The following is a 17,554-nucleotide window of genomic DNA, read 5'->3' as shown; positions in this document are numbered from 1 at the left end:
GACCGGAACCGTGCCGACCACCAGCCTGGGGTTCTGGTAGTGGATCGCGCCGCAATGGTCGCAGATGTCGCGCTCGCGGTTGTCGCCTTCGGGCACGCGGCGGTTCACGGGCGAACCGCATTGGCTGCAGAAGCGCGCCCGGCGCGGCGCGGGGAAATATTCGATGGGCGATTTTGCGGTCATGGACAGGATTCTACCGGCTGCGGCGCTTCGCTGCGCCCGATGCGGGAACGGGCCGAGGCACGGCGAAACGCGCCTCCAGATGCTCGACGAAGGAGCGGACTTTTGGGGACAGAAAGCGGCGGTGCGGATAGACGGCATACATGGTGATAGAGGTATTGACGTAGTCGGTCAAGATCTCGGTGAGCCGCCCGGCGCGCACGTCGTCGCCAACCAGGAAATCGGGTTGCAGGATGACGCCATGCCCGGCCAGCGCGGCGGTGCGCAACACGTCGCCGTTGTTGGCCCGCAGCGCCGCGTTCACGCGCAGCAGCCGCAGCTGTCCATCCTTCTCGAAATGCCATTCATTGCCGGTGCTGGCGTAGGCGTAGTGCAGGCAGCGGTGCTGCTTCAGGTCCTCGGGCGTGGCCGGCGTGCCGTGGCGGCGCAGGTAGTCGGGCGAAGCGCAGACCAGCAGCCGCTGCGGCGCCAGCGGCCGCGCCACCAGCGACGAGTCCTGCAATGGGCCGATGCGCACGGCCACGTCGTAGCCGTCTTCCACCAGGTCCACCACGCGGTCGTTCAGGTCCAGGTCGATGACCACGTCCGGGTACTGCTGCAGGTACTCGGCGATGGCCGGCCCCAGGTGCAGGATGCCGAAGGATACCGGGGCGCTGATGCGCAGCCGGCCGCTGGGACGCTGGCCTTCGGCCTGCAGGGCCTGCTCCAGGTCCGCCACCTCGGCCAGTATCGGGCGCACGCGTTCATAGAAGGCGCGTCCGGCGTCCGTCATGCTGAGCTTGCGGGTGGTGCGGTTGAGCAGCCGCACGCCGTACTTCTGTTCCAGATAGGCGATCTGACGCGTCACCACGGAGCGGGCCTGGCCCATCTTGTCCGCGGCGGCGGCGAATGAGCCCAGTTCCACGACCTTGGCGTAGGTCTGCATGGCGGTATGCGTATCCAAGATTGTTTCCTTTTTGGGAACAATAATTTGCGATTTTGCATGTTTATCTTTGTTTTAGGAATCGCAAAAATGGCGCCCGTCAAGAATCTTCCCGTCCTGGGCGATTCATGTTCCAGACAAGGAGAACGCAATGATCGATAACCGTACCGCGCCCTATGCGGCGCTGCTGCTGCGCGTGGCGCTGGGCGTCATGTTCCTGGCCCACGGCCTGACCAAGCTGCTGGTGTACACGCTGCCGGGCACGGCGCAGTTCTTCGCCAAGATCGGTTTCGCCGGCTGGCTGGCCTATCCCGTGACCATTTTCGAAGTTGCCGCGGGCGTGCTGCTGATCCTGGGCGTGTGGCCGCGCTGGGTCGCCGCCATCGCGGTGGTGCAGCTGTTCGTCGCGTCGACCGTGCACTTCGGCAATGGCTGGGGTTTCGGCAATCCGGGCGGCGGCTGGGAATACCCGATCTTCCTGACCGTGGTGGCGGCCGTGCTGGCGCTGCTGGGTGACGGCAAGTTCGCGCTCAAGCCGGGCCGCCGCGGCTGAGCGTCAGGCGCAACTGGCCGGGAATGTCTGGCGCCAGTGTTCGTATGCTTCCGGGGCTTGCGGCACTTCGGCCAGCATCCGTTCGATATGTCGGAAATCGAAGCTGCGGGCGTAGTCGCGCAGGACCTCGTCGCTCAGCTCATCCTCGTACCCGGTGATGAACAGAACGGCCAGGGCGCCCTGCAGGGATGTGAAGGAATGCCAGGGCGCGTCGATGTCTTCAAGCGAGCACTGCTCGAAACGTCGCCTGGTCTGATCGAAATAGTTGAGGACGGTGCCGCTTTCCCACAAAGCGACGATATCGCGCTCGGAGATGGGCGAGGATTTCCAGTAATGGGCAGGCTGGCATCGATATCCAAACGGGCCGCTTTGATCATCGGCGGCAAGATGGTCGATCAGTCCTTGGGACAGGCCAATATCGCGCAGGCTGGTCATGTGGAGTTGTCGCCGGGTGAGCGTGCGGTTGCCGGTGCGGGCGCGGCGGGCTCGAAACCGAGGATCGGCGGCAGGTCCGCTCGCGCCGCCATGCGCAGCGGCGCCCGACCATAAGCCGCGCATTCAACCATCAGGGGTGGCTGTCCAGGTGTCAGTTCGGCCAGGGCGTCCAGCAGCGGGGCGCCGTCTTGCGCGCGCAATTGGTCCAGCAGCGCCGGCAGATCACGGTCCAGCACGATGCCGGGGCCCGCGGGCGTCACGGCATACAGGCTGCCCGCGTCATCCAGCCACCAGGCGCTGATTGCCGTGACCGGCTGGTTCGTGTGCGTCAGCAGGGCTCGGCCCGCATCGTCCAGGCGCAGCACATATGGCGCCGCGTCCAGCCGCAGATAGACGCGCTGCGGCCCGTTCTGGAAGAACCAGCGGCCGGCGTCGTCATGCGCGTAGTTGCGGCCGATGAAATCCAGGATCTGGGAATTGGTGATGGATTCGCCGGGGCCGCCCTGCGCGGACAGTCCCTGCGGGTGAAAGCGCCAGCGGCCGCGCGCGTCCAGCGACAGCCAGCCGTACGCCGCCGGCACGTCGGGCCAGCGGGCGATGGCGTCTTTCACCGATTGATCCATCTCAGGGTCTGATCACAATGGGGGGCGGGTTGATCACGATCGCGGGCGCGACCGGCATCATGGGAACCATGGCTGGCCGCGGCGCGTAGCCGTAAGCATAGCCCCGGTCGTCATCGTCATCCCGGCACTTGCGCTTTTCGCTGTAGTCGCCGTTGCGCTTCCATTTGCGCTCGACTTTACACGCGCCATCCCAGTACTTCTCTTTGTATTCACCGCGCTTGTAGCGGTGATGATGCTTGTCGCCGGCTTCGGCCGACAGCGGCGAGAGGGCGATCAGCGCGGCGGCCGACAGCGCCCAGATCGATGCGGCGGGGCGGCGCTCCTTCGGTGAGCGGGGATCCGTGTGCTTGTGCATGGTCGTGTCGTCAGTGGAAAACGGCGACACCATAGCAATCAACCGCCTGACCGGAGGTAGGGATGGGTAACCAGATGCTCGGGGGGAAGGGGGAAAGATGCTGGAGGCGCAAGCCGGAATCGAACCGACGTACACGGATTTGCAATCCGCTGCATAACCACTCTGCCATTGCGCCAGCACTTGCAAGAAAAAAGGAAGCTCGGGATGGCCGTTGCTTCCTTTTTGTATTTGGAGCGGGAGACGAGTCTCGAACTCGCGACCTCAACCTTGGCAAGGTTGCGCTCTACCAACTGAGCTACTCCCGCGTTTGCATTGCTGCATTTTGATGCTTGCCGTTCATTGTTCGCAGGCCGCTGTTCGCGATTTGCTGCGCACTGGCACTCACCAAAGACAGCGATTATACACAGATTTCGGGACGTGTGCGTGAAAGTGGCAAGGCGGGCGCAAGATGGCGGTCAGCCGGAGCGTGGGCGCCGCCTAATGCCGACCTGCGTGGCCGGCGTCGGCGGCGCCCGGGGGCTTTGGAGAGGTCTAAGCTGGGCGCTAGGGATGCGCCCAGCGGCGCAGCAGGTTGTGGTACGCGCCGGTCAGGCGGACCACCACGCCATGGCCTGCGCCCAGCTGCTGGCCGGCATCCTGGATGGCGCCGTCCAGGTCGAACAGCAGCCCGCGCTGGCCATCGTCGCGGATCATGCTCTGGATCCAGAAGAACGAGCACAGGCGCATGCCGCGCGTCACCGGCGTGACGCGATGCAGGCTGCCGGCGGGATACAGCACCATGTCTCCCGCCGGCAGCTTGACCGCATGTTCGCCATAGGTGTCCTGGATGAGCAGCTCGCCGCCGTCGTAGCTGTCCGGCTCGGACAGGAACAGCGTGGCCGACAGGTCGGTGCGGATGCCGGAGGCTGCGCCGGGCGGGTAGCGGATGGCGTTGTCCACATGCAGGCCGAAGGACTGGCCTTCGCCGTAGACGTTGAACAGCTTCGGAAAGATGCGCGCCGGCAGCGCGGCCGACATGAAGAGCGGGTTGCGGGCCAGGCCCTGGTCGATCAGCGCGGCGGCCTGCAGTCCCTGCGCGGAATCGGCGGGCAGCTGCAGGTTGTTCTTCACCAGGGCGGACTGGAAGCCGGCCGTGCCGCGGCCGTCCTGCCAGTCCGCCTGCAGCAGCAGTTGCTGGCAGCTTGCGAGCTGGCCGGCGTCCAGCACGCCGGGTATGTGGACGATCATCGTCGCGGCTTCCTGTGTACTGCCTAGAACTTGTAGATCGCCGACAACATGGCCGAGCGGCCGTCGCCGTATTCGATGGCGGACGAGCGCGACTCGCCGCCCGCCACCTGGCGCACGCGTTCGACATAGGCCTTGTCGGCCAGGTTCTCGACGTTGAGCTGCAGCTTGAGGTTGCGGTTCACGTCGTAGGACGCCATCACGCTGTGGATCCAGTAGGCGTCGAGCTTGCCGTCGCCCTGCGAGGTGACGTTGCGCGTGCCCACGGCGCGCGCGCCGTAGCCGACCGTCCAGCCGCCGGGCAGGGCATAGGTGGTCCACAGGCTGAAGGAGTTGCGCGGCGTGTTGCCCAGGGCGCGGCCCACGCGCAGCGGCTGGGTGGTCGACTTGCGCGTTTCGCTGTCCATGTAGGTGTAGTTGGCGTACACGTCCCACTGCGGCGTGACCTTGCCGGACAGGTTCAGCTCCAGGCCCTTCACGCGCTGGGCGCCGGCGAGCAGGTAGCTGCCGTCGGCCAGCGTTTCGCGGGCATTGGTCTTGTCCACCTGGAACAGCGCGCCGCCCAGCGCCAGGCGCTGGTCCAGCAGTTCCCACTTGGTGCCCAGCTCGACCGTGCGGTTCTTTTCCGGCGCCAGGCTGTTGTTCCTGGCATCCAGGCCGCTGCCGGTCGTGACCAGGAATTCCGCCGACGGATTGAAGGACGTGCCGTAGGCCACATAGATGCGGCCGTTCTCGGCGGGCTTGAACGTCAGGCCGACGCGCGTGCTGAGCTTGCGGTCGGCGCTGTCGACGTCCAGGCGCGGGCCGGTGACGGGGCGGCTGGACGATTTGGCGTCGATCCAGTCGTAGCGCAATCCCAGGCTGACATCGAACATCCGGCCCAGCGCGATGGTGTCCATCGCATAGAGCGCCTTGGTGTCCAGGCTGGTCTTGTTGCGGGCGGATGCGCTCTTGCTGGTGGGGCCGTCCCAGCGGCCGGGCGGACGGGCCAGTTCGAAGCCGCCCGCGGGATAGTAGCGGTTGATGTTGTAGGAGTAGGTCGTGCGGTCATAGGTTTCGCGCGAGATTTCGAAACCCGTCATCAGCGTATGGCCCAGCCCGAAGGTGTCGAACTTGCTGGTCAGGTTGGTCTGGTTGACCCACATTTCGGTGGTGGAATCGCGGCCAAAACCCTGCGGGCCCGCCGGTTTGTAGTAGCCCGGCCGCATGCCGCGCAGATCCACGTGCGAGGCCGAGATAGTCGTGTCACGGCTCAGGCTGGAATAGCGGGTCAGGTTCTGCAGCTTGAGGTCGGCCGAGAAGTCGTGTTCGAGCTTGGCGGTGAGCGCGTTGGACTGGATCTTCTCCTTGTCCAGGTTGCGCCAGCCGAAATAGGCCTCGCGCGAGACGCCGTCGAGCCGCTTGCCGTTCAGCGCGGGTACGCCGAAGTCGGGCAGGTTGTCGTCGGTCTGGTGCAGGAAGCTCAGCGTCAGCCGCGTTGGCCCGTTCATGCCCAGCGTCAGCGAAGGCGCCACGCCCCAGCGGCGCTTGTAGATTTGATCGCGGCCGGGCACGTCGTTGCCATGGGCCATCAGGTTCAGGCGGAAGGCGGCGAAGCCCTCGCTGCCCAGCGTCTGGTTGGTGTCGACCGTGAGCCGCTTGTAGCGGTCGGTGCCCAGGCGCGCGGCGATTTCGGTGGAGTCCGTGGACTTGGGCAGCTTGCTGATCATGTTGATGCTGCCGCCGGTGGTGCCCGAGCCGCCGAAGACCGAGTTGGGCCCCTTGATGACTTCCACCGATTCGAGGTTGAAGAGGTCGCTGCGGCTGGTCTGCGCGCTGTCGCGCAGGCCGTCCACCTGCATGTTCGCGTTGGCGCTGAAGCCGCGGATGTTGATCGAATCGCCGGACCCGGCGCCGCCTTCGCCCGCGTTGAAGGTGATGCCCGAGACGTTGGACAGGGCCTGCCGCAGGCTGAGCGCGTTCTGTTCGTCGAGCACCTGGCGGGGCACCACGGTGATGGTCTGCGGCACGTCCAGCAGCGGCACGGCGTACTTGGCCGATCCGGAAACGTCGGTCTTGGAACCCGTGACCGCCTGCCCGCTGACCGTGACCGGCGCCAGCTGCACGCTCGTGCCGCCGTCGGCGGCGCCCTGGGCATAGGCCGGCGCGGCCAGGGTGGCGGCGGTCGCGGCAGCGAAGGCGGAATAGAGGCTGGCGCGGGGCGGCAGGGCGCGTGAGCGGATGTACGGCGAGGTCATGATGTAATCCTTTTTAATAGGAATGGTTCCTATTTCTATTAAAGATTCATCAAGCCTGGCGCCGCAATCGGATAAGTCCTATTCGTTAAGGATGTCTATGAGACGGCGAGGGTGGGGTTGCTCTCGTGGCTTCCTGGCTGCCCGCTGCGCGGCCATGCTCCCCTTGCTTTCATCCAGCCAGGTCAGGCGTCCGGCCCTGATGCGCGGAGACTTCCCCTGCTCCATGAGTGCCGCCATTTGCGGTATGTATCGGGCCTGCCTGGGTGGCAGATTCCTGCGCGGCGTCTTCAAGGCCAGTTGGGCAATGTGAAGGGCATGCCTGCCGCTGCCATGCTCGATCTGTTCGCTGCAGCTGAATCCACTCGTAATGACGATGGCATCCGCATCCTCGGGCGTCGCGCGCAATTGCGGCAGCAGGCTGTCTTCCGCGATTTTCATCGAAGGATCGTAATGATCGGCGCTGAATCCAAAAGAGCCCGCCATGCCGCAACAGCCTGTGTCGAGCAAGCGCCAGCGCGCCCCGAGCTTGCCCAGCGGCGCCACCTGGAAGCGTCGTGCCTGAAGATCGTCGAGCGTGTGGGCCAGATCCACGAGCGGGTGCCCGCGCCGATGCTGCCTTATCTCGCGTGAAGAGGGATCGCGCGGAAATGAAAAAAGGGCCGACAGGCCCTTTTTTCAATGATGCGCAGACTCTGGTGGAAATCTGCGGATCGGATGTTGGAGCGGGAGACGAGTCTCGAACTCGCGACCTCAACCTTGGCAAGGTTGCGCTCTACCAACTGAGCTACTCCCGCGTTTTTGGCTGGCGCCGCCGTCATGCCGACCGGGGCGTTGCCTGCGCCTTGTTCTTAGGTTGATCACTCGGATCAATCGATCCAGAACCAAGGCGGGAGCGAATTCTACCCGAATTCCGGATTTGAGCAAAACCGCGATGCACGAGCGTCCGGGGTCGGGCTTGGGGCGCGTTCTGCAGGCAACGTCCTGCCTCGCGCGCTCAATCCGCGCGCCGCGCGCCCGCCATGATGGCCAGCAGGGCCGCCAGCAGCGCGCAGCCCGACACCTGCAGGATGCCTGCCAGGGTCCAGCCCATTTCGCCTTTCAGATGACCTAGCAGGTAGCCCGCGAAAGCGGCGGGAATGTAGAGGCTTGCCACGAAAAGGCCGGAAGCCTGCGCGGCCTTGGCGCTGCTGACCGACTTGATGATGCCGGCCGACAGATTGGCGTAGACCATGCCGCTGATGGCCGCGCCGAAGACAAAGGACAGCGTCGCGTGCAGCGCCAGGGAATGGCCGAGTTCGGTGAACAGCAGGCCGCCGGCCACGGCAGAGATCAGCAACGAGAAGAACAGCAGCTTGCGGTAGTCGTAGCGGTCCCCCAACCAGCCGCCCAGCAGCGACAGCAGGGCGCCCAGGCCGTAGAAGCTGACCGCGCCCGCCGCCTGCTTGGGCGTGAAGCCCAGCGCGTCGCGCAGATAGGTCGGGTACAGGCCCAGATAACCGTAGATGGACAGGCCGGCGAAGGCGGTGGCGACGGCCAGCATGAGCGGCGTCGGGGCCCACAGGCTGTCCAGCGCGGGATCGGCCGGCGCGCCGGAGCGGTTCGCGGCCGGATCGGGCTGCGGACGCGCTTCGCTGAACCAGGGCTTGACCAGCGGCACGATCAGCACGAAGGCCACGATGCCGGACAGGCCGAACACGATGAAGGGCATTTTCCAGTGCGTGGCGCCGAGGATGGCGGCGCCCAGGTTGGGGCCGATGATGGCGCCGATGCCGAAGGTGAAGTTCAGCGAGCTGGCGGCGACCGCGCGGTGCTGGAAAAAGTAGCTCGTGCCGATGGCCAGCAGGGCGGTCAGCTGCATGGCCTCGCCCAGGCCCGAGACGAAACGGTAGAGCAGCAGATCGGGCAGGCCGCGCGAGTAGGCGGTCAGGTAGGTCGCGGCTGAGAAGATCACCAGGCCGACCAGCGTGACCGACTTGCGCGACATCTTGCCGAGCAGGTAGCCGGTGGGAATGCCCGCCACGCCCATGCCCAGCGTGAAGACCGTGGACGCCAGTCCCACCTGCGGCAGGCTCAGATCCAGCGCGTTGCGGACATCGGCCGCCAGCACCGAGAACAGTTGCCGGTCTATGGCATTGATGACATACGAGAACAGCAGCACGGCGAACATCCCGAGTGCTGCGTGGCGCTTTTGCATTTGGGGAACTCCTGTGTGGGCGTTGATGGGTATGACGTGGCCGCGCTCAGGCGTCGGCCAGGCTGCGGCAGGCAAACTCGGCGCGCAGCGAGGCGCCCTGATAGCCCGCCGCCAGCAGCAGGCGCAACAGCAGCCGGGCCTTGAGTCCGCCCAGGCTGCCGCCGTGGATGGCGCCGCGCGCCAGCAGGTCGCTCTCGGACCCGGGGAAGCCGTAAGTGATGCGCAGCACCGGACCCGCCGCCACGCGCGTGCTCAGCACGACCGGCATCCGCGCCGCCAGTTCGCCGATGTCTGACGCCAGCCATGCCGGCACGTGGCCCGCGCCCATGGCTTCGATGACCGCGCCCTGGTAGCCCAGTTGCGGCAGCGCGCGCAGCATGCGCCCGTCGTCGTCCAGCCCGATGCGCAGCAGGGCGACCGGGGTCTCGTCCAGTCGCGCGGCCGCGACGCGCACGGCCGGCAGTGGCGCCTGCCAGCCGAACAGGCGGAACTGGCCTTCCTGGATCGTGCCCAGCGGTCCCGCGCCGGGCGAGCGGAAGGCCGACGGCAGGGTGGTGTGGGTCTTCTGCACGTGCCGCGCGGCATGCGCCTCGTCGCCCATGACCACCAGCGTGCCGAGTCCGGCCGCGTCCGGCGAGGCGGCCACGGTCACGGCCGCGAGCAGGTTGGCCGGGCCGTCCGCGCCCGGCGCCTGGGCGCCTCGCATGGCGCCCGTCACGACCACGGGCAGCGCGCTCTGCGCCAGCAGTTCCAGGGCGAAAGCGGTTTCCTCGATGGTGTCCGTGCCCTGCACCACGACGGCGCCCTGGCAGCCGCGGTCGAAGCCGTCCGCGATCACGTCGGACAGGCTGGCGAGATCGCGCAGCGTCAGCGTGGCGCCCGGCTTGTTCGAGTAGGCGACGGTTTCCAGGGCGGCGATCCGCTCCAGCGCCGGGACGGCGCGGACCAGCTCGTCGGCCTGCAGGGCGGGCTTGATGGCGCCGCCGGCGTCCGAGGCCATCGCGATGGTGCCGCCGGTGCCGAGCAGCAGGATGCGGGGCGGGTTCAGGCCGGGCACGCCGTTCATGGCCGGTTTCCTTGCGATTGCGCGCGGTAGATGTCGAGGATCTCTTCGCCCGTGCACATCAGCACGTCGGGATGCGACAGGATGTGGTCGTAGAGTTCCGCCAGATAGCGGATCCGGTGCGGCGCGCCGGTGAGATAGGGGTGGATGGAGATGGCCATCACGCGGGGAATGTCGGCCCCCTCGCGGTACAGCTGGTCGAACTGGTCGCGGCCGCGCCGCAGCAGTTCATCGGAGCCGTGCAATTGCACGGCCGATATCACCACGTCGTTGAGCTCCACGGTATAGGGCACCGACAGGATATCGCCCGAGCGCGTCCTGATGGGCACGGGCTGGTCGTCCAGCACCCAGTCGGCCACATACTCGATGCCCGCCTCGGCCAGCAGGTCGATGGTGTCGTCGGTTTCCGTCAGGCCGGGGCTTTCCCAGCCGCGCGGCGCGCGGCCGGTGAAGGCCTTGATGGCGGCGATGGTGTCGCGGATCGCCGCGGCCTGGTCGGCCACGCGATGCATGGGCTGCTGCACATGCCCGTGGCCCATGAATTCCCAGCCGGCGTCGAGCGCGGCCTGGCAGGCCGGGGCGTACAGCTGGCAAGCCGTGCCGTTCACTGCGAGCGTGGCCTTGAGCCGGCGCGCGTTCAACACGTCCAGGAAGCGCCAGAAGCCGACGCGCATGCCGTATTCATGCCAGCACCAGTTGGGGATGTCGGGCAGCAGCGGCTGGCCCATGGGCGGCGGCAGCACCGCGCGGGGCATCGCCAGCCCGGGCTGCCAGTTTTCCACGTTGACGATGGTCCATACGGCGACGCGCGCATTGCCCGGCAGCGTGAAGGGCGCGCGGTGGGTGATCGGTTCGTAGGGCACGCGGTCGCGTGCGGACCAGGGGGGAGGGGACGGCTGCATCGGCTTCGCTCCAGCGGGGAAAGACTTCGGTCGTGTCGACAATTCCAAATGATGGAAGAGAATCCAGAAGGATTTGACCGGGTTGCATCGCCGGGACATCCTAGGTGTTCAGATGCAGGCCCATCAATTGAAATAAATAAAATTCCATCAATTGGACTGATGATGAGCGTAGCGATAGAGACCGTGAACGGCGCCCAGGGCATCACGAGGGCCATCCAGGTGCTGAAGCTGCTGGCGCGCGAAGCCGATGCCGGTATGCGGCTGGTCGATGTGGCCGATGCCGCCGGCCTGGCGCGGCCGACCATGCATCGCCTGCTCCGGGCGCTGGTGTCGCAGGGCATGGCGGTGCAGGATCCCGCCACGCGCCGCTACCGGCTCGGTACGCTGGTGTTCGAACTGGGCCTGGCCGCCGCGCACCGATTCAATCTGCGCGACCTGAGCCTGTCAGCCCTGACACGGCTGGCCGTGGAGACGGGGGATACCAGCTTCCTGTTCGTGCGCAGCGGCAACGATACGGTATGCATCAACCGGGTCCAGGGCGGCTATCCGATACAGACGCCGGCCCTGCCGATGGGCAGCCGCCAGCCGCTGGGCGTGAGCGCCGGCGGGCTGGCGCTGCTGGCGAACCTGCCGCCTGCGGAACAGGAGAACGTCATCGACGCCATCGCGCCGCGGCTGGGCGCCTACGGCGACCTGGATGCGCGCGATGTCCGGGCGCATTGCGCGCAAGCCGCCAAGGCGGGCTATGCGCTGATCGCCAATCGGGCCGTGCCGGGCATCAGCGCCGTCGGCCTGCCGGTGCACAGCGACAGCGGCCTGCTGCTGGCGGCCGTGACGGTGGCGACCACGCACAGCCGCATGACCGACGCAAGGGTGCGGGAGGTATTGCCGGTGTTGCGGCGCGCGGCGCGCGAGATCGGGGAATTGCTGCGGCAGTAGCGTGGGGCGGAGCAGGCTCGCGGTGTCGGCGCTACCGGGCCCCGGCGCGCGGGACAGCACACTAGGTCGTGGCCTTGCCCGCTTCCTGCAACTGGCGCCACAGGATCTTGCCGGTGCTGGACTTGGGCAGAGCCTCCACGAACTCCACGATGCGCGGCGCCTTGTAGGCCGCCATGCGGGTGCGGGCCCAGGCGATCACCTCGTCTTCCCGCACGCTGCCCTGGGCTTGCGGGCGCAGCACCAGCAAGGCCTTCACCGTTTCGCCACGGCTGGGATCCGGCACGCCGATCACGCAGGCCTCGTGCACCGCCGGATGCTCGTACAGCGCGTTCTCCACTTCCGCCGGCCAGACCTTGTAGCCGGACGCGTTGATCATGCGCTTGAGGCGGTCGGTCACGTAGAAGTAGCCTTCCTCGTCCACGCGGCCGAGATCCCCGGTGCGGAAATAGCGCTGCCCGTCCAGCATGACGAAAGCCTCGGCGTCGGCCTGGGGATTGTTCCAGTAGCCCAGCATGACCTGCGCGCCGCGCGTCACCAGTTCGCCGGTTTCGCCCTGGGGCAGTTCGGCCAGCGTGGCCGGATCCACCACGCGCGTGTCCACGCCGAACGTGGGCACGCCGGCGCATTGGCGCTTGCCGCGATGCAAGGGGTTGCAATGCAGGAAGGCGGCGGTTTCCGTCAGGCCGTAGGCCTCGCTGTAGGTGATGCCGTAGCGGCGGCTCAGCATCGCGGACACCGCCTCGGGCATGGGCGCCCCGCCGCCGCATAGCTGCGCCAGGCCGGACAGGTCCAGGTCCTCGATGCCGGGCTGCGCGAAGAAGTCCACGATCATCGCGGGAGGCGCGGCCCAGATGCTGATGCGATGGCGCGCCATCAGCCGGGCCGCCGCCTGGCGGTCCCAGCGCGACAGCACCACCACCGTGGCGCCCAGCAGGATGGGCGTGTTCAGACAGCTCTGCATGCCCAGCAGATGGAACATGGGCGCCGCGCCCATGATGACGGCCTCGGCGGTCAGTCCGCGCCACAGCTGTGAGCCGACCAGCGCCGCGCTCATCGTGCCGTGCGTGTGGCGGCAGCCCTTGGGCCGGCCGGTGGTGCCCGAGGTATAGGGCAGCAGGCAGAGGTCTTTCGCGCCCGCCCGGTGCGGCAGCGGGGCGGCGTTGACGGCCAGCGCGCCGTACCAGGGCACGCCGCCGCACAGATCGGGCTTGCGCCGGGGCGCGGCGACCCAGTCCGGCGCATCGGGCGCCGCGCCGGCCAGGTAGTCGGAATAGGTGTGGACGATGACGCGTTCCAGGCGGCCGTCCTGAACAAAGCCCTCCAGCCGCGCGCACAGCTCCTGGGCGGCGAACGCCACCCGGGCGCCGCTGTCATCCAGGTAGTGCGCCAGCTCATCCGGAGTGCTCATGGCGTTGACCGGGACGACCACCGCGTCGGCGCGCAGGATCGCGTAGTAGGCGATGACGAACTGCGGGCAATTCTGGCTCAGCAGCAGCACGCGGTCGCCCGGCTTGACCCCCGCGCTGTGCTGCAGGTAGCCGGCCATGGCGTCGACCTCGCGCTTCAGGCGCGCGTAGTCCAGCACCGCGTCGTAGTACACGATGGCGGGCTTGCCGGGGTAGCGAGTGGCAGACGCTTCCAGGTTGAAGTACAGGCTGGACTGCGGCGGGTGGATCGCCTTGGGCAGTCCCTTGGGCCAGTACTGGTAATGCGCTTGTTGCATGGTGTCTCCTCGGGCCTGTTCCGGCCTTGTCGGGCGCCGCGTCAGGCCGTCATCGCGCGCGCGATGATCTCCTTCATGATCTCGTTGGAACCGCCGTAGATTTTTCCGACGCGCGCATCCGCGTACATCCTGGCGATCGGATACTCCAGCATGTAGCCGTAGCCGCCGTGTAATTGCAGGCATTCGTCGATCACCTGGCAGTTCATCTGCGTGGTCCACCACTTGGCCATCGCGGCCGTGGCAAGGTCCAGCGTGCCCGCCAGCTGCCGCTCGATGCAGCTGTCGACGAAGCGCGCCGCGATCGTGGCGACGGTCTCGCATTCGGCCAGCTTGAAGCGCGTGTTCTGCATGTCGATGAGCGCCTGTCCGAAGACCTGGCGCGCGCCGGCGTAGGCCACGGTTTCCTCGATGGCGCGCCGCATGGTGGCCACCGCGCCCACCGCGATCAGCAGCCGCTCGCGCGGCAACTGCTGCATCAGCTGGGCGAAGCCGCGGCCTTCGACGCGGCCCAGCAGGCAGTCTGCGTCCACGCGCGCGCCGTCGAAGAACAGTTCCGCCGTGTCCAGGCTTTTCTGGCCCAGCTTTTCCAGCAGGCGGCCGCGCCGGAAACCCGGTAGGTCGCGGGTTTCCACCATGATCAGCGAAACGCCCCGCGCTCCCGCCTGCGCGTCGGTCTTGGCCACCACGCAGATCAGGTCGGCGTGCAGGCCGTTGGTGATGAAGGTCTTGGAGCCGTTGAGCACATACGCACCGTCCTGCTTGACGGCGCTGGTGCGCACGCTTTTCAGATCGGACCCGGCGCCCGGCTCGCTCATGGCGATGGCGCCCACCAGCTCGCCGGTGGCCATCTTCGGCAGCCAGCGCTGCTTCTGCGCTTCGGTGCCGTAGTTCAGGATGTAGTGCGCCAGGATGGCGCTGTGCACGTTGTTGCTGAAGCCGTGGACCATGGCGCGCGCCTGCTCCGCCGCCACGATCGCTTCGTGGGCGAAGCTGCCGCCGCCGCCGCCGTAGGCCTCGGGCATGCTCACGCACAGCAGGCCCAGGCGGCCGGCCTTGTGCCAGATGCCGCGGTCCGCGTGCTGCTGCTTGCGCCAGCGTTCCTCGTCGGGCGCGAATTCCCGTTCGAACAGGCGCCGCGTCGAATCCTGGAACAGGGTCAGGTCCGCGTCCATCCAGCCTTGCCTGGGCGTGTCCATTGCGGTCTCTCCGTATTCAAGGACGGCCGCCGCCCACGACCAGGACCTGACCGCTGACGTAATTCGATTCGGGCAGGCAGAACAGGTATACGGCCCCCGCGGCTTCGGCGGGCGTGCCGGCCCGGCCGATGGGGATCAGGCTTTCGGCGTTCTTCAGCACTTGCGGATTGACGCCTACCTTGATCTGCCGGCCGGCGATGTCCAGCGTGGCGTCGGCGTCTGCCGGCGCTTGCGTCAGGCGCGTCTTGATCAGTCCGAAGGCCACGCTGTTGACGTTGACCTTGTAGCGCCCCCATTCCTTGGCCAGCGCGCGCGTCAGGCCGTTGATGCCGGCCTTGGCCGCGGAGTAGTTCGCCTGGCCCGCATTGCCCATCACGCCGGACGTGGACGAGATGTTCACGACCTTGCGGAACACTTCCCGGTCTTGTTCCGCCTCGGCCTTGGCGGCATCGCGGATGAAGCCGGACGCGGCGCGCAGGATGCGGAAGGGCGCGGACAGGTGCACGGCCAGGATCGCGTCCCATTGCTCGTCCGTCATCTTCTGGATCACGTTGTCCCAGGTATAGCCGGCATTGTTGACGATGATGTCCAGGCCCTTGAAGGTATCCACCGCGGTTCCGACGAAGCGTTCGGCGAAACCGGGTTCTATCACGCTGCCGGCGCAGGCTTGCGCCTGCCCACCGGCCTGGCGGACATGCGCCACGGTCTCTTGCGCCGGCTCCGCGTCCAGGTCGTTCACCACCACGCGGGCGCCCTCGCGCGCCAGTTTCAGCGCGATCTCGCGCCCGATGCCGCGCCCCGCGCCCGAGACCAGCGCCACCTTGCCTTCCAATGTGCCCATCGCGTTCTCCGTAGATCTGAATTACCGGACCGCCAGCACCGCCATGCCGCTGAGCCGCAGCTCCCCGGCCTGGCTGTACGCCTGCAGTTCCACGCGCAGGCGGGTTTCGCCTTGCGCCTCGAAGCGTTCCAATACGCGGCCCGAGCAGCGGACCTCGTCGCCCACATGCGTGATCGCCACGAAACGCACGGCGTACTCGCGCAGCGCCGGCTGCGGCGCCCAATTCGTCAGCAGGCGCGCCAGGTAGGCGGCCGACAGCATGCCGTGGGCGAACACGTCGTCCATGCCCGCTGCACGCGCGAAATCCAGATCCACATGGATCGGGTTGTGATCGCCCGAGGCGCCGCAGTACAGCGCCAGGTCCAGCCGGCTGAGCGGTCCGGCGGCGAAGCCGGGGAGTTCGTCGCCCGCCCTGGCGTCACGGTGCGTTCCTGTCTCCATCCCTGTCTCCCTAGGCGTTGCGCACGACGGTGGTCGCGCGCAGTTCGGCGACCAGGCGGCCAGCGGCGTCCGCCACGCGGGTTTCTCGTACGACGAATTCCAGCGCGCCGTTCTTCCTGGCATAGATGTCGGCGATGCGGGGCTCGAAGCGCAGTTGGTCGCCCGCATGGGCCATCGCGTGATAGACGAAACCCTGTTCGCCGTGCAGCACCCTGGCGATATCGATGCCGAGCAGGTCGCGCATGGCGGCGGGCCTGGGGCCGTCCATTTCCAGGCAGAAGAGGAACGTCGGCGGCACCGGCAGCGCACGGTGTCCGGCCGCGCGCGCGGCGGCCTCGTCGCTGTAGACGGGGTCGCGCTGTCCAGTGGCCTTGGCGAAGAAGCGCAGGCGGCCGGCTTCCACCGTGACGGTGAACGCCGGCAGGGCGGCGCCGATATGGCGTGCATCCAGCATGGTGCGCTCCTCAGGCCGCCTGATACAGCGTCACCACGCAGGCGCCGCCCAATCCCAGGTTGTGCTGCAGCGCCAGCCTGGCGCCTTCGACCTGGCGCAGGTCCGCCTGGCCTCGCAGTTGCCACACCAGCTCGGCGCACTGGGCCAGCCCGGTGGCGCCCAGCGGATGACCCTTGGACAGCAGCCCTCCGGACGGGTTGATCACCACCTTGCCGCCGTAGGTGTTGTCGCCGTCCAGGATGAATTTCTCGGCGCTGCCGTCCGGCGTCAGGCGCAGGCCCTCGTAGCTGATCAGCTCGTTGGCGGTGAAGCAGTCATGCAGTTCGACCACGTCCACGTCGTCGGGGCCGATTGCCGCGGCCTCATAGACCTGGTCGGCCGCGGCGCGCGTCATGTCGTAGCCCACCAGCTTGCGCATGTCGCCCGCGCCGAAGGTGGACGCGGTGTCGGTGGTCATGGCCTGCGCGGCGATGCCGACCGCGGGCGACAGGCCATGGCGGCGGGCGAAATCGTCCGAGCACAGGATGGCGGCCGCCGCGCCGCAGGTGGGCGGGCAGCATTGCAGGCGGGTCAGCGGATCGAAGATCATGGGCGCGGCCAGCACCTCGTCCAGCGTGACCGTCTGGCGGAACACCGCGTACGGGTTGCGCGCGGCATGCTGGCGCGCCTTGACCGCGATGCGGGCGTAGGTGTCGGCGCGGATGCCATGCTCTTTCATGTAGTCGCGGCCCGCGCCGCCGAAGAACTGGGCCGCGCGCGGCTTGGCCGTGTCATAGCCTTGCATGCCGCTCATCGCCGCGACGAAATCCTGCAGGGGGGAGGGGCGGTCTTCGTAGACGCCCTTCAGCGCGCCGGGCACCATCTGTTCGAAGCCCACGGCCAGCGCGCATTCCACGGCGCCGCTCTCGACCGCCTGGCGCGCCAGGAACAGGGCCGACGAGCCGCTGGCGCAGTTGTTGTTCACGTTGAAGACCGGAATGCCGCTCAGTCCGACGCCGTACAGGACCGCCTGCCCGGCGGTCGAATCGCCGTAGACGTAGCCCGCGTAGGCCTGCTGGACCGCGCCATAGGGCAGTCCAGCATCGCGCAGCGCCTCGCCCGCGGCGCGCGCGCCCATTGCCGTGTACGGCTCGCTCGCGCCGGGCTTGCTGAACGGGATCATGCCCACGCCCGCCACCCATACTTTCCGATTCATGCCTGGTTCTCCTGGCGCGCCGGCGCGGCGGCGGCCGCGCGCTCTGCTGCGCCTTGGCTGCGGCGCCTGTCTGTCGC

The 17,554-nt window shown here is 67.5% G+C and carries 18 protein-coding genes, 3 tRNA genes and 1 pseudogene; 2 read left to right on the top strand and 20 right to left on the bottom strand.

Going from position 1 to position 17,554, the window contains the following annotated elements:
* Both KDH83_RS12180 and KDH83_RS12175 read right to left on the bottom strand, forming a co-directional pair.
* Window positions 1–183: zinc ribbon domain-containing protein (locus KDH83_RS12180; protein ID WP_212315960.1), on the bottom strand; the 183-nt coding region annotated here is incomplete at its 3' end.
* 10 nt (window positions 184–193) lie between these two features.
* On the bottom strand, window positions 194–1,123 hold the full coding sequence (locus tag KDH83_RS12175) for a LysR family transcriptional regulator (RefSeq protein ID WP_249205043.1): 930 nt from the start codon (window positions 1,121–1,123) through the stop codon (window positions 194–196).
* 130 nt (window positions 1,124–1,253) lie between these two features.
* On the opposite strand from KDH83_RS12175, the gene KDH83_RS12170 reads away from it, so the two are divergent.
* The gene (locus KDH83_RS12170; protein ID WP_212315958.1) at window positions 1,254–1,655 is read left to right on the top strand and encodes a DoxX family protein; all 402 of its coding nucleotides are present in this window, start codon (window positions 1,254–1,256) and stop codon (window positions 1,653–1,655) included.
* Between the two features lie 3 nt (window positions 1,656–1,658).
* On the opposite strand, the gene KDH83_RS12165 is transcribed toward KDH83_RS12170, so the two are convergent.
* The 12 genes and pseudogenes from KDH83_RS12165 to KDH83_RS12110 all read right to left on the bottom strand — a co-directional run bounded on the left by KDH83_RS12165 (window position 1,659) and on the right by KDH83_RS12110 (window position 10,688).
* A complete protein-coding gene (locus KDH83_RS12165; RefSeq protein WP_212315956.1) occupies window positions 1,659–2,090 on the bottom strand; it encodes a hypothetical protein in 432 nt (143 codons plus the stop codon).
* Complete coding sequence (locus KDH83_RS12160; RefSeq protein ID WP_212315954.1) at window positions 2,087–2,713, bottom strand: DUF2946 family protein; 627 nt, start codon at window positions 2,711–2,713, stop codon at window positions 2,087–2,089. Before KDH83_RS12160 ends, KDH83_RS12165 begins: the two co-directional genes overlap by 4 nt.
* Before the next feature lies 1 nt (window position 2,714).
* Entirely contained in the window at window positions 2,715–3,068 is a 354-nt protein-coding gene (locus KDH83_RS12155) for a hypothetical protein (RefSeq protein ID WP_249205042.1), read from the bottom strand.
* Window positions 3,069–3,169: 101 nt separating this feature from the next.
* Window positions 3,170–3,243 (bottom strand) — tRNA-Cys (locus tag KDH83_RS12150).
* 54 nt (window positions 3,244–3,297) lie between these two features.
* A tRNA-Gly gene (locus KDH83_RS12145) sits at window positions 3,298–3,373 on the bottom strand.
* A 238-nt stretch (window positions 3,374–3,611) separates the two neighbouring features.
* Window positions 3,612–4,295, bottom strand: a complete 684-nt coding sequence (locus tag KDH83_RS12140; protein WP_212315950.1) for a Fe2+-dependent dioxygenase — start codon at window positions 4,293–4,295, stop codon at window positions 3,612–3,614.
* Window positions 4,296–4,318: 23 nt separating this feature from the next.
* Window positions 4,319–6,529 carry a TonB-dependent siderophore receptor gene (locus tag KDH83_RS12135; protein ID WP_212315948.1) on the bottom strand — a complete coding sequence of 737 codons (2,211 nt, stop codon included), beginning with the start codon at window positions 6,527–6,529 and terminating at the stop codon, window positions 4,319–4,321.
* A 291-nt stretch (window positions 6,530–6,820) separates the two neighbouring features.
* Window positions 6,821–7,069: pseudogene (locus KDH83_RS12130) on the bottom strand (hypothetical protein); the annotation flags it as partial.
* Window positions 7,070–7,247: 178 nt separating this feature from the next.
* Window positions 7,248–7,323, bottom strand: a tRNA-Gly gene (locus KDH83_RS12125).
* Window positions 7,324–7,523: 200 nt separating this feature from the next.
* Window positions 7,524–8,723 carry an MFS transporter gene (locus KDH83_RS12120; protein ID WP_249205040.1) on the bottom strand — a complete coding sequence of 400 codons (1,200 nt, stop codon included), beginning with the start codon at window positions 8,721–8,723 and terminating at the stop codon, window positions 7,524–7,526.
* A gap of 46 nt (window positions 8,724–8,769) precedes the next feature.
* Window positions 8,770–9,789, bottom strand: a complete 1,020-nt coding sequence (locus tag KDH83_RS12115) for an asparaginase (RefSeq protein ID WP_249205039.1) — start codon at window positions 9,787–9,789, stop codon at window positions 8,770–8,772.
* A complete protein-coding gene (locus KDH83_RS12110) occupies window positions 9,786–10,688 on the bottom strand; it encodes a polysaccharide deacetylase family protein (RefSeq protein ID WP_212315939.1) in 903 nt (300 codons plus the stop codon). The genes KDH83_RS12115 and KDH83_RS12110 overlap by 4 nt, the downstream gene beginning before the upstream one ends.
* A 162-nt stretch (window positions 10,689–10,850) precedes the next feature.
* Here KDH83_RS12110 and KDH83_RS12105 point away from each other — a divergent pair, with 162 nt between their 5' ends.
* Window positions 10,851–11,627: an IclR family transcriptional regulator gene (locus KDH83_RS12105; protein WP_212315936.1), complete on the top strand. Its 777-nt coding sequence runs from the start codon at window positions 10,851–10,853 to the stop codon at window positions 11,625–11,627.
* Window positions 11,628–11,688: 61 nt separating this feature from the next.
* Here the strand turns inward: KDH83_RS12105 and KDH83_RS12100 are convergent, their stop codons facing one another.
* The 6 genes from KDH83_RS12100 to KDH83_RS12075 are packed head-to-tail and all read right to left on the bottom strand — an operon-like array spanning window position 11,689 to window position 17,477.
* Entirely contained in the window at window positions 11,689–13,350 is a 1,662-nt protein-coding gene (locus KDH83_RS12100; RefSeq protein WP_212315934.1) for a long-chain-fatty-acid--CoA ligase, read from the bottom strand.
* Between the two features lie 41 nt (window positions 13,351–13,391).
* A complete protein-coding gene (locus KDH83_RS12095; RefSeq protein ID WP_212315925.1) occupies window positions 13,392–14,546 on the bottom strand; it encodes an acyl-CoA dehydrogenase family protein in 1,155 nt (384 codons plus the stop codon).
* Window positions 14,547–14,562: 16 nt separating this feature from the next.
* Window positions 14,563–15,387 (bottom strand): SDR family oxidoreductase, encoded by an 825-nt coding sequence (locus KDH83_RS12090; protein ID WP_212315923.1) that lies wholly within the window; start codon window positions 15,385–15,387, stop codon window positions 14,563–14,565.
* 21 nt (window positions 15,388–15,408) lie between these two features.
* Window positions 15,409–15,828, bottom strand: coding sequence for a MaoC family dehydratase (locus KDH83_RS12085; protein WP_212315921.1), 420 nt, complete (start codon window positions 15,826–15,828; stop codon window positions 15,409–15,411).
* Window positions 15,829–15,838: 10 nt separating this feature from the next.
* Window positions 15,839–16,282, bottom strand: coding sequence for a MaoC family dehydratase N-terminal domain-containing protein (locus KDH83_RS12080; RefSeq protein WP_212315912.1), 444 nt, complete (start codon window positions 16,280–16,282; stop codon window positions 15,839–15,841).
* A 10-nt stretch (window positions 16,283–16,292) separates the two neighbouring features.
* Window positions 16,293–17,477, bottom strand: a complete 1,185-nt coding sequence (locus KDH83_RS12075; protein ID WP_212315910.1) for a lipid-transfer protein — start codon at window positions 17,475–17,477, stop codon at window positions 16,293–16,295.
* Window positions 17,478–17,554: the final 77 nt, after the last annotated feature.

It is taken from the genome of Achromobacter sp. Marseille-Q0513 (genome assembly GCF_018195695.1).
Classification (GTDB): domain Bacteria; phylum Pseudomonadota; class Gammaproteobacteria; order Burkholderiales; family Burkholderiaceae_B; genus Achromobacter.
The sequence above is the reverse complement of the archived record's forward strand: the minus strand, read 5'-3'. Positions and strand labels throughout refer to the sequence as shown.

Coding starts and splice junctions, on each gene's coding strand:
- KDH83_RS12135 (WP_212315948.1), bottom strand. CDS start 6,529: ATGACCTCGCCGTACATCCGCTCACGCGCCCTGCCGCCCCGCGCCAGC.
- KDH83_RS12110 (WP_212315939.1), bottom strand. CDS start 10,688: ATGCAGCCGTCCCCTCCCCCCTGGTCCGCACGCGACCGCGTGCCCTAC.
- KDH83_RS12080 (WP_212315912.1), bottom strand. CDS start 16,282: ATGCTGGATGCACGCCATATCGGCGCCGCCCTGCCGGCGTTCACCGTC.
- KDH83_RS12115 (WP_249205039.1), bottom strand. CDS start 9,789: ATGAACGGCGTGCCCGGCCTGAACCCGCCCCGCATCCTGCTGCTCGGC.
- KDH83_RS12140 (WP_212315950.1), bottom strand. CDS start 4,295: ATGATCGTCCACATACCCGGCGTGCTGGACGCCGGCCAGCTCGCAAGC.
- KDH83_RS12085 (WP_212315921.1), bottom strand. CDS start 15,828: ATGGAGACAGGAACGCACCGTGACGCCAGGGCGGGCGACGAACTCCCC.
- KDH83_RS12095 (WP_212315925.1), bottom strand. CDS start 14,546: ATGGACACGCCCAGGCAAGGCTGGATGGACGCGGACCTGACCCTGTTC.
- KDH83_RS12155 (WP_249205042.1), bottom strand. CDS start 3,068: ATGCACAAGCACACGGATCCCCGCTCACCGAAGGAGCGCCGCCCCGCC.
- KDH83_RS12075 (WP_212315910.1), bottom strand. CDS start 17,477: ATGAATCGGAAAGTATGGGTGGCGGGCGTGGGCATGATCCCGTTCAGC.
- KDH83_RS12090 (WP_212315923.1), bottom strand. CDS start 15,387: ATGGGCACATTGGAAGGCAAGGTGGCGCTGGTCTCGGGCGCGGGGCGC.
- KDH83_RS12160 (WP_212315954.1), bottom strand. CDS start 2,713: ATGGATCAATCGGTGAAAGACGCCATCGCCCGCTGGCCCGACGTGCCG.
- KDH83_RS12120 (WP_249205040.1), bottom strand. CDS start 8,723: ATGCAAAAGCGCCACGCAGCACTCGGGATGTTCGCCGTGCTGCTGTTC.
- KDH83_RS12105 (WP_212315936.1), top strand. CDS start 10,851: ATGAGCGTAGCGATAGAGACCGTGAACGGCGCCCAGGGCATCACGAGG.
- KDH83_RS12100 (WP_212315934.1), bottom strand. CDS start 13,350: ATGCAACAAGCGCATTACCAGTACTGGCCCAAGGGACTGCCCAAGGCG.
- KDH83_RS12165 (WP_212315956.1), bottom strand. CDS start 2,090: ATGACCAGCCTGCGCGATATTGGCCTGTCCCAAGGACTGATCGACCAT.
- KDH83_RS12170 (WP_212315958.1), top strand. CDS start 1,254: ATGATCGATAACCGTACCGCGCCCTATGCGGCGCTGCTGCTGCGCGTG.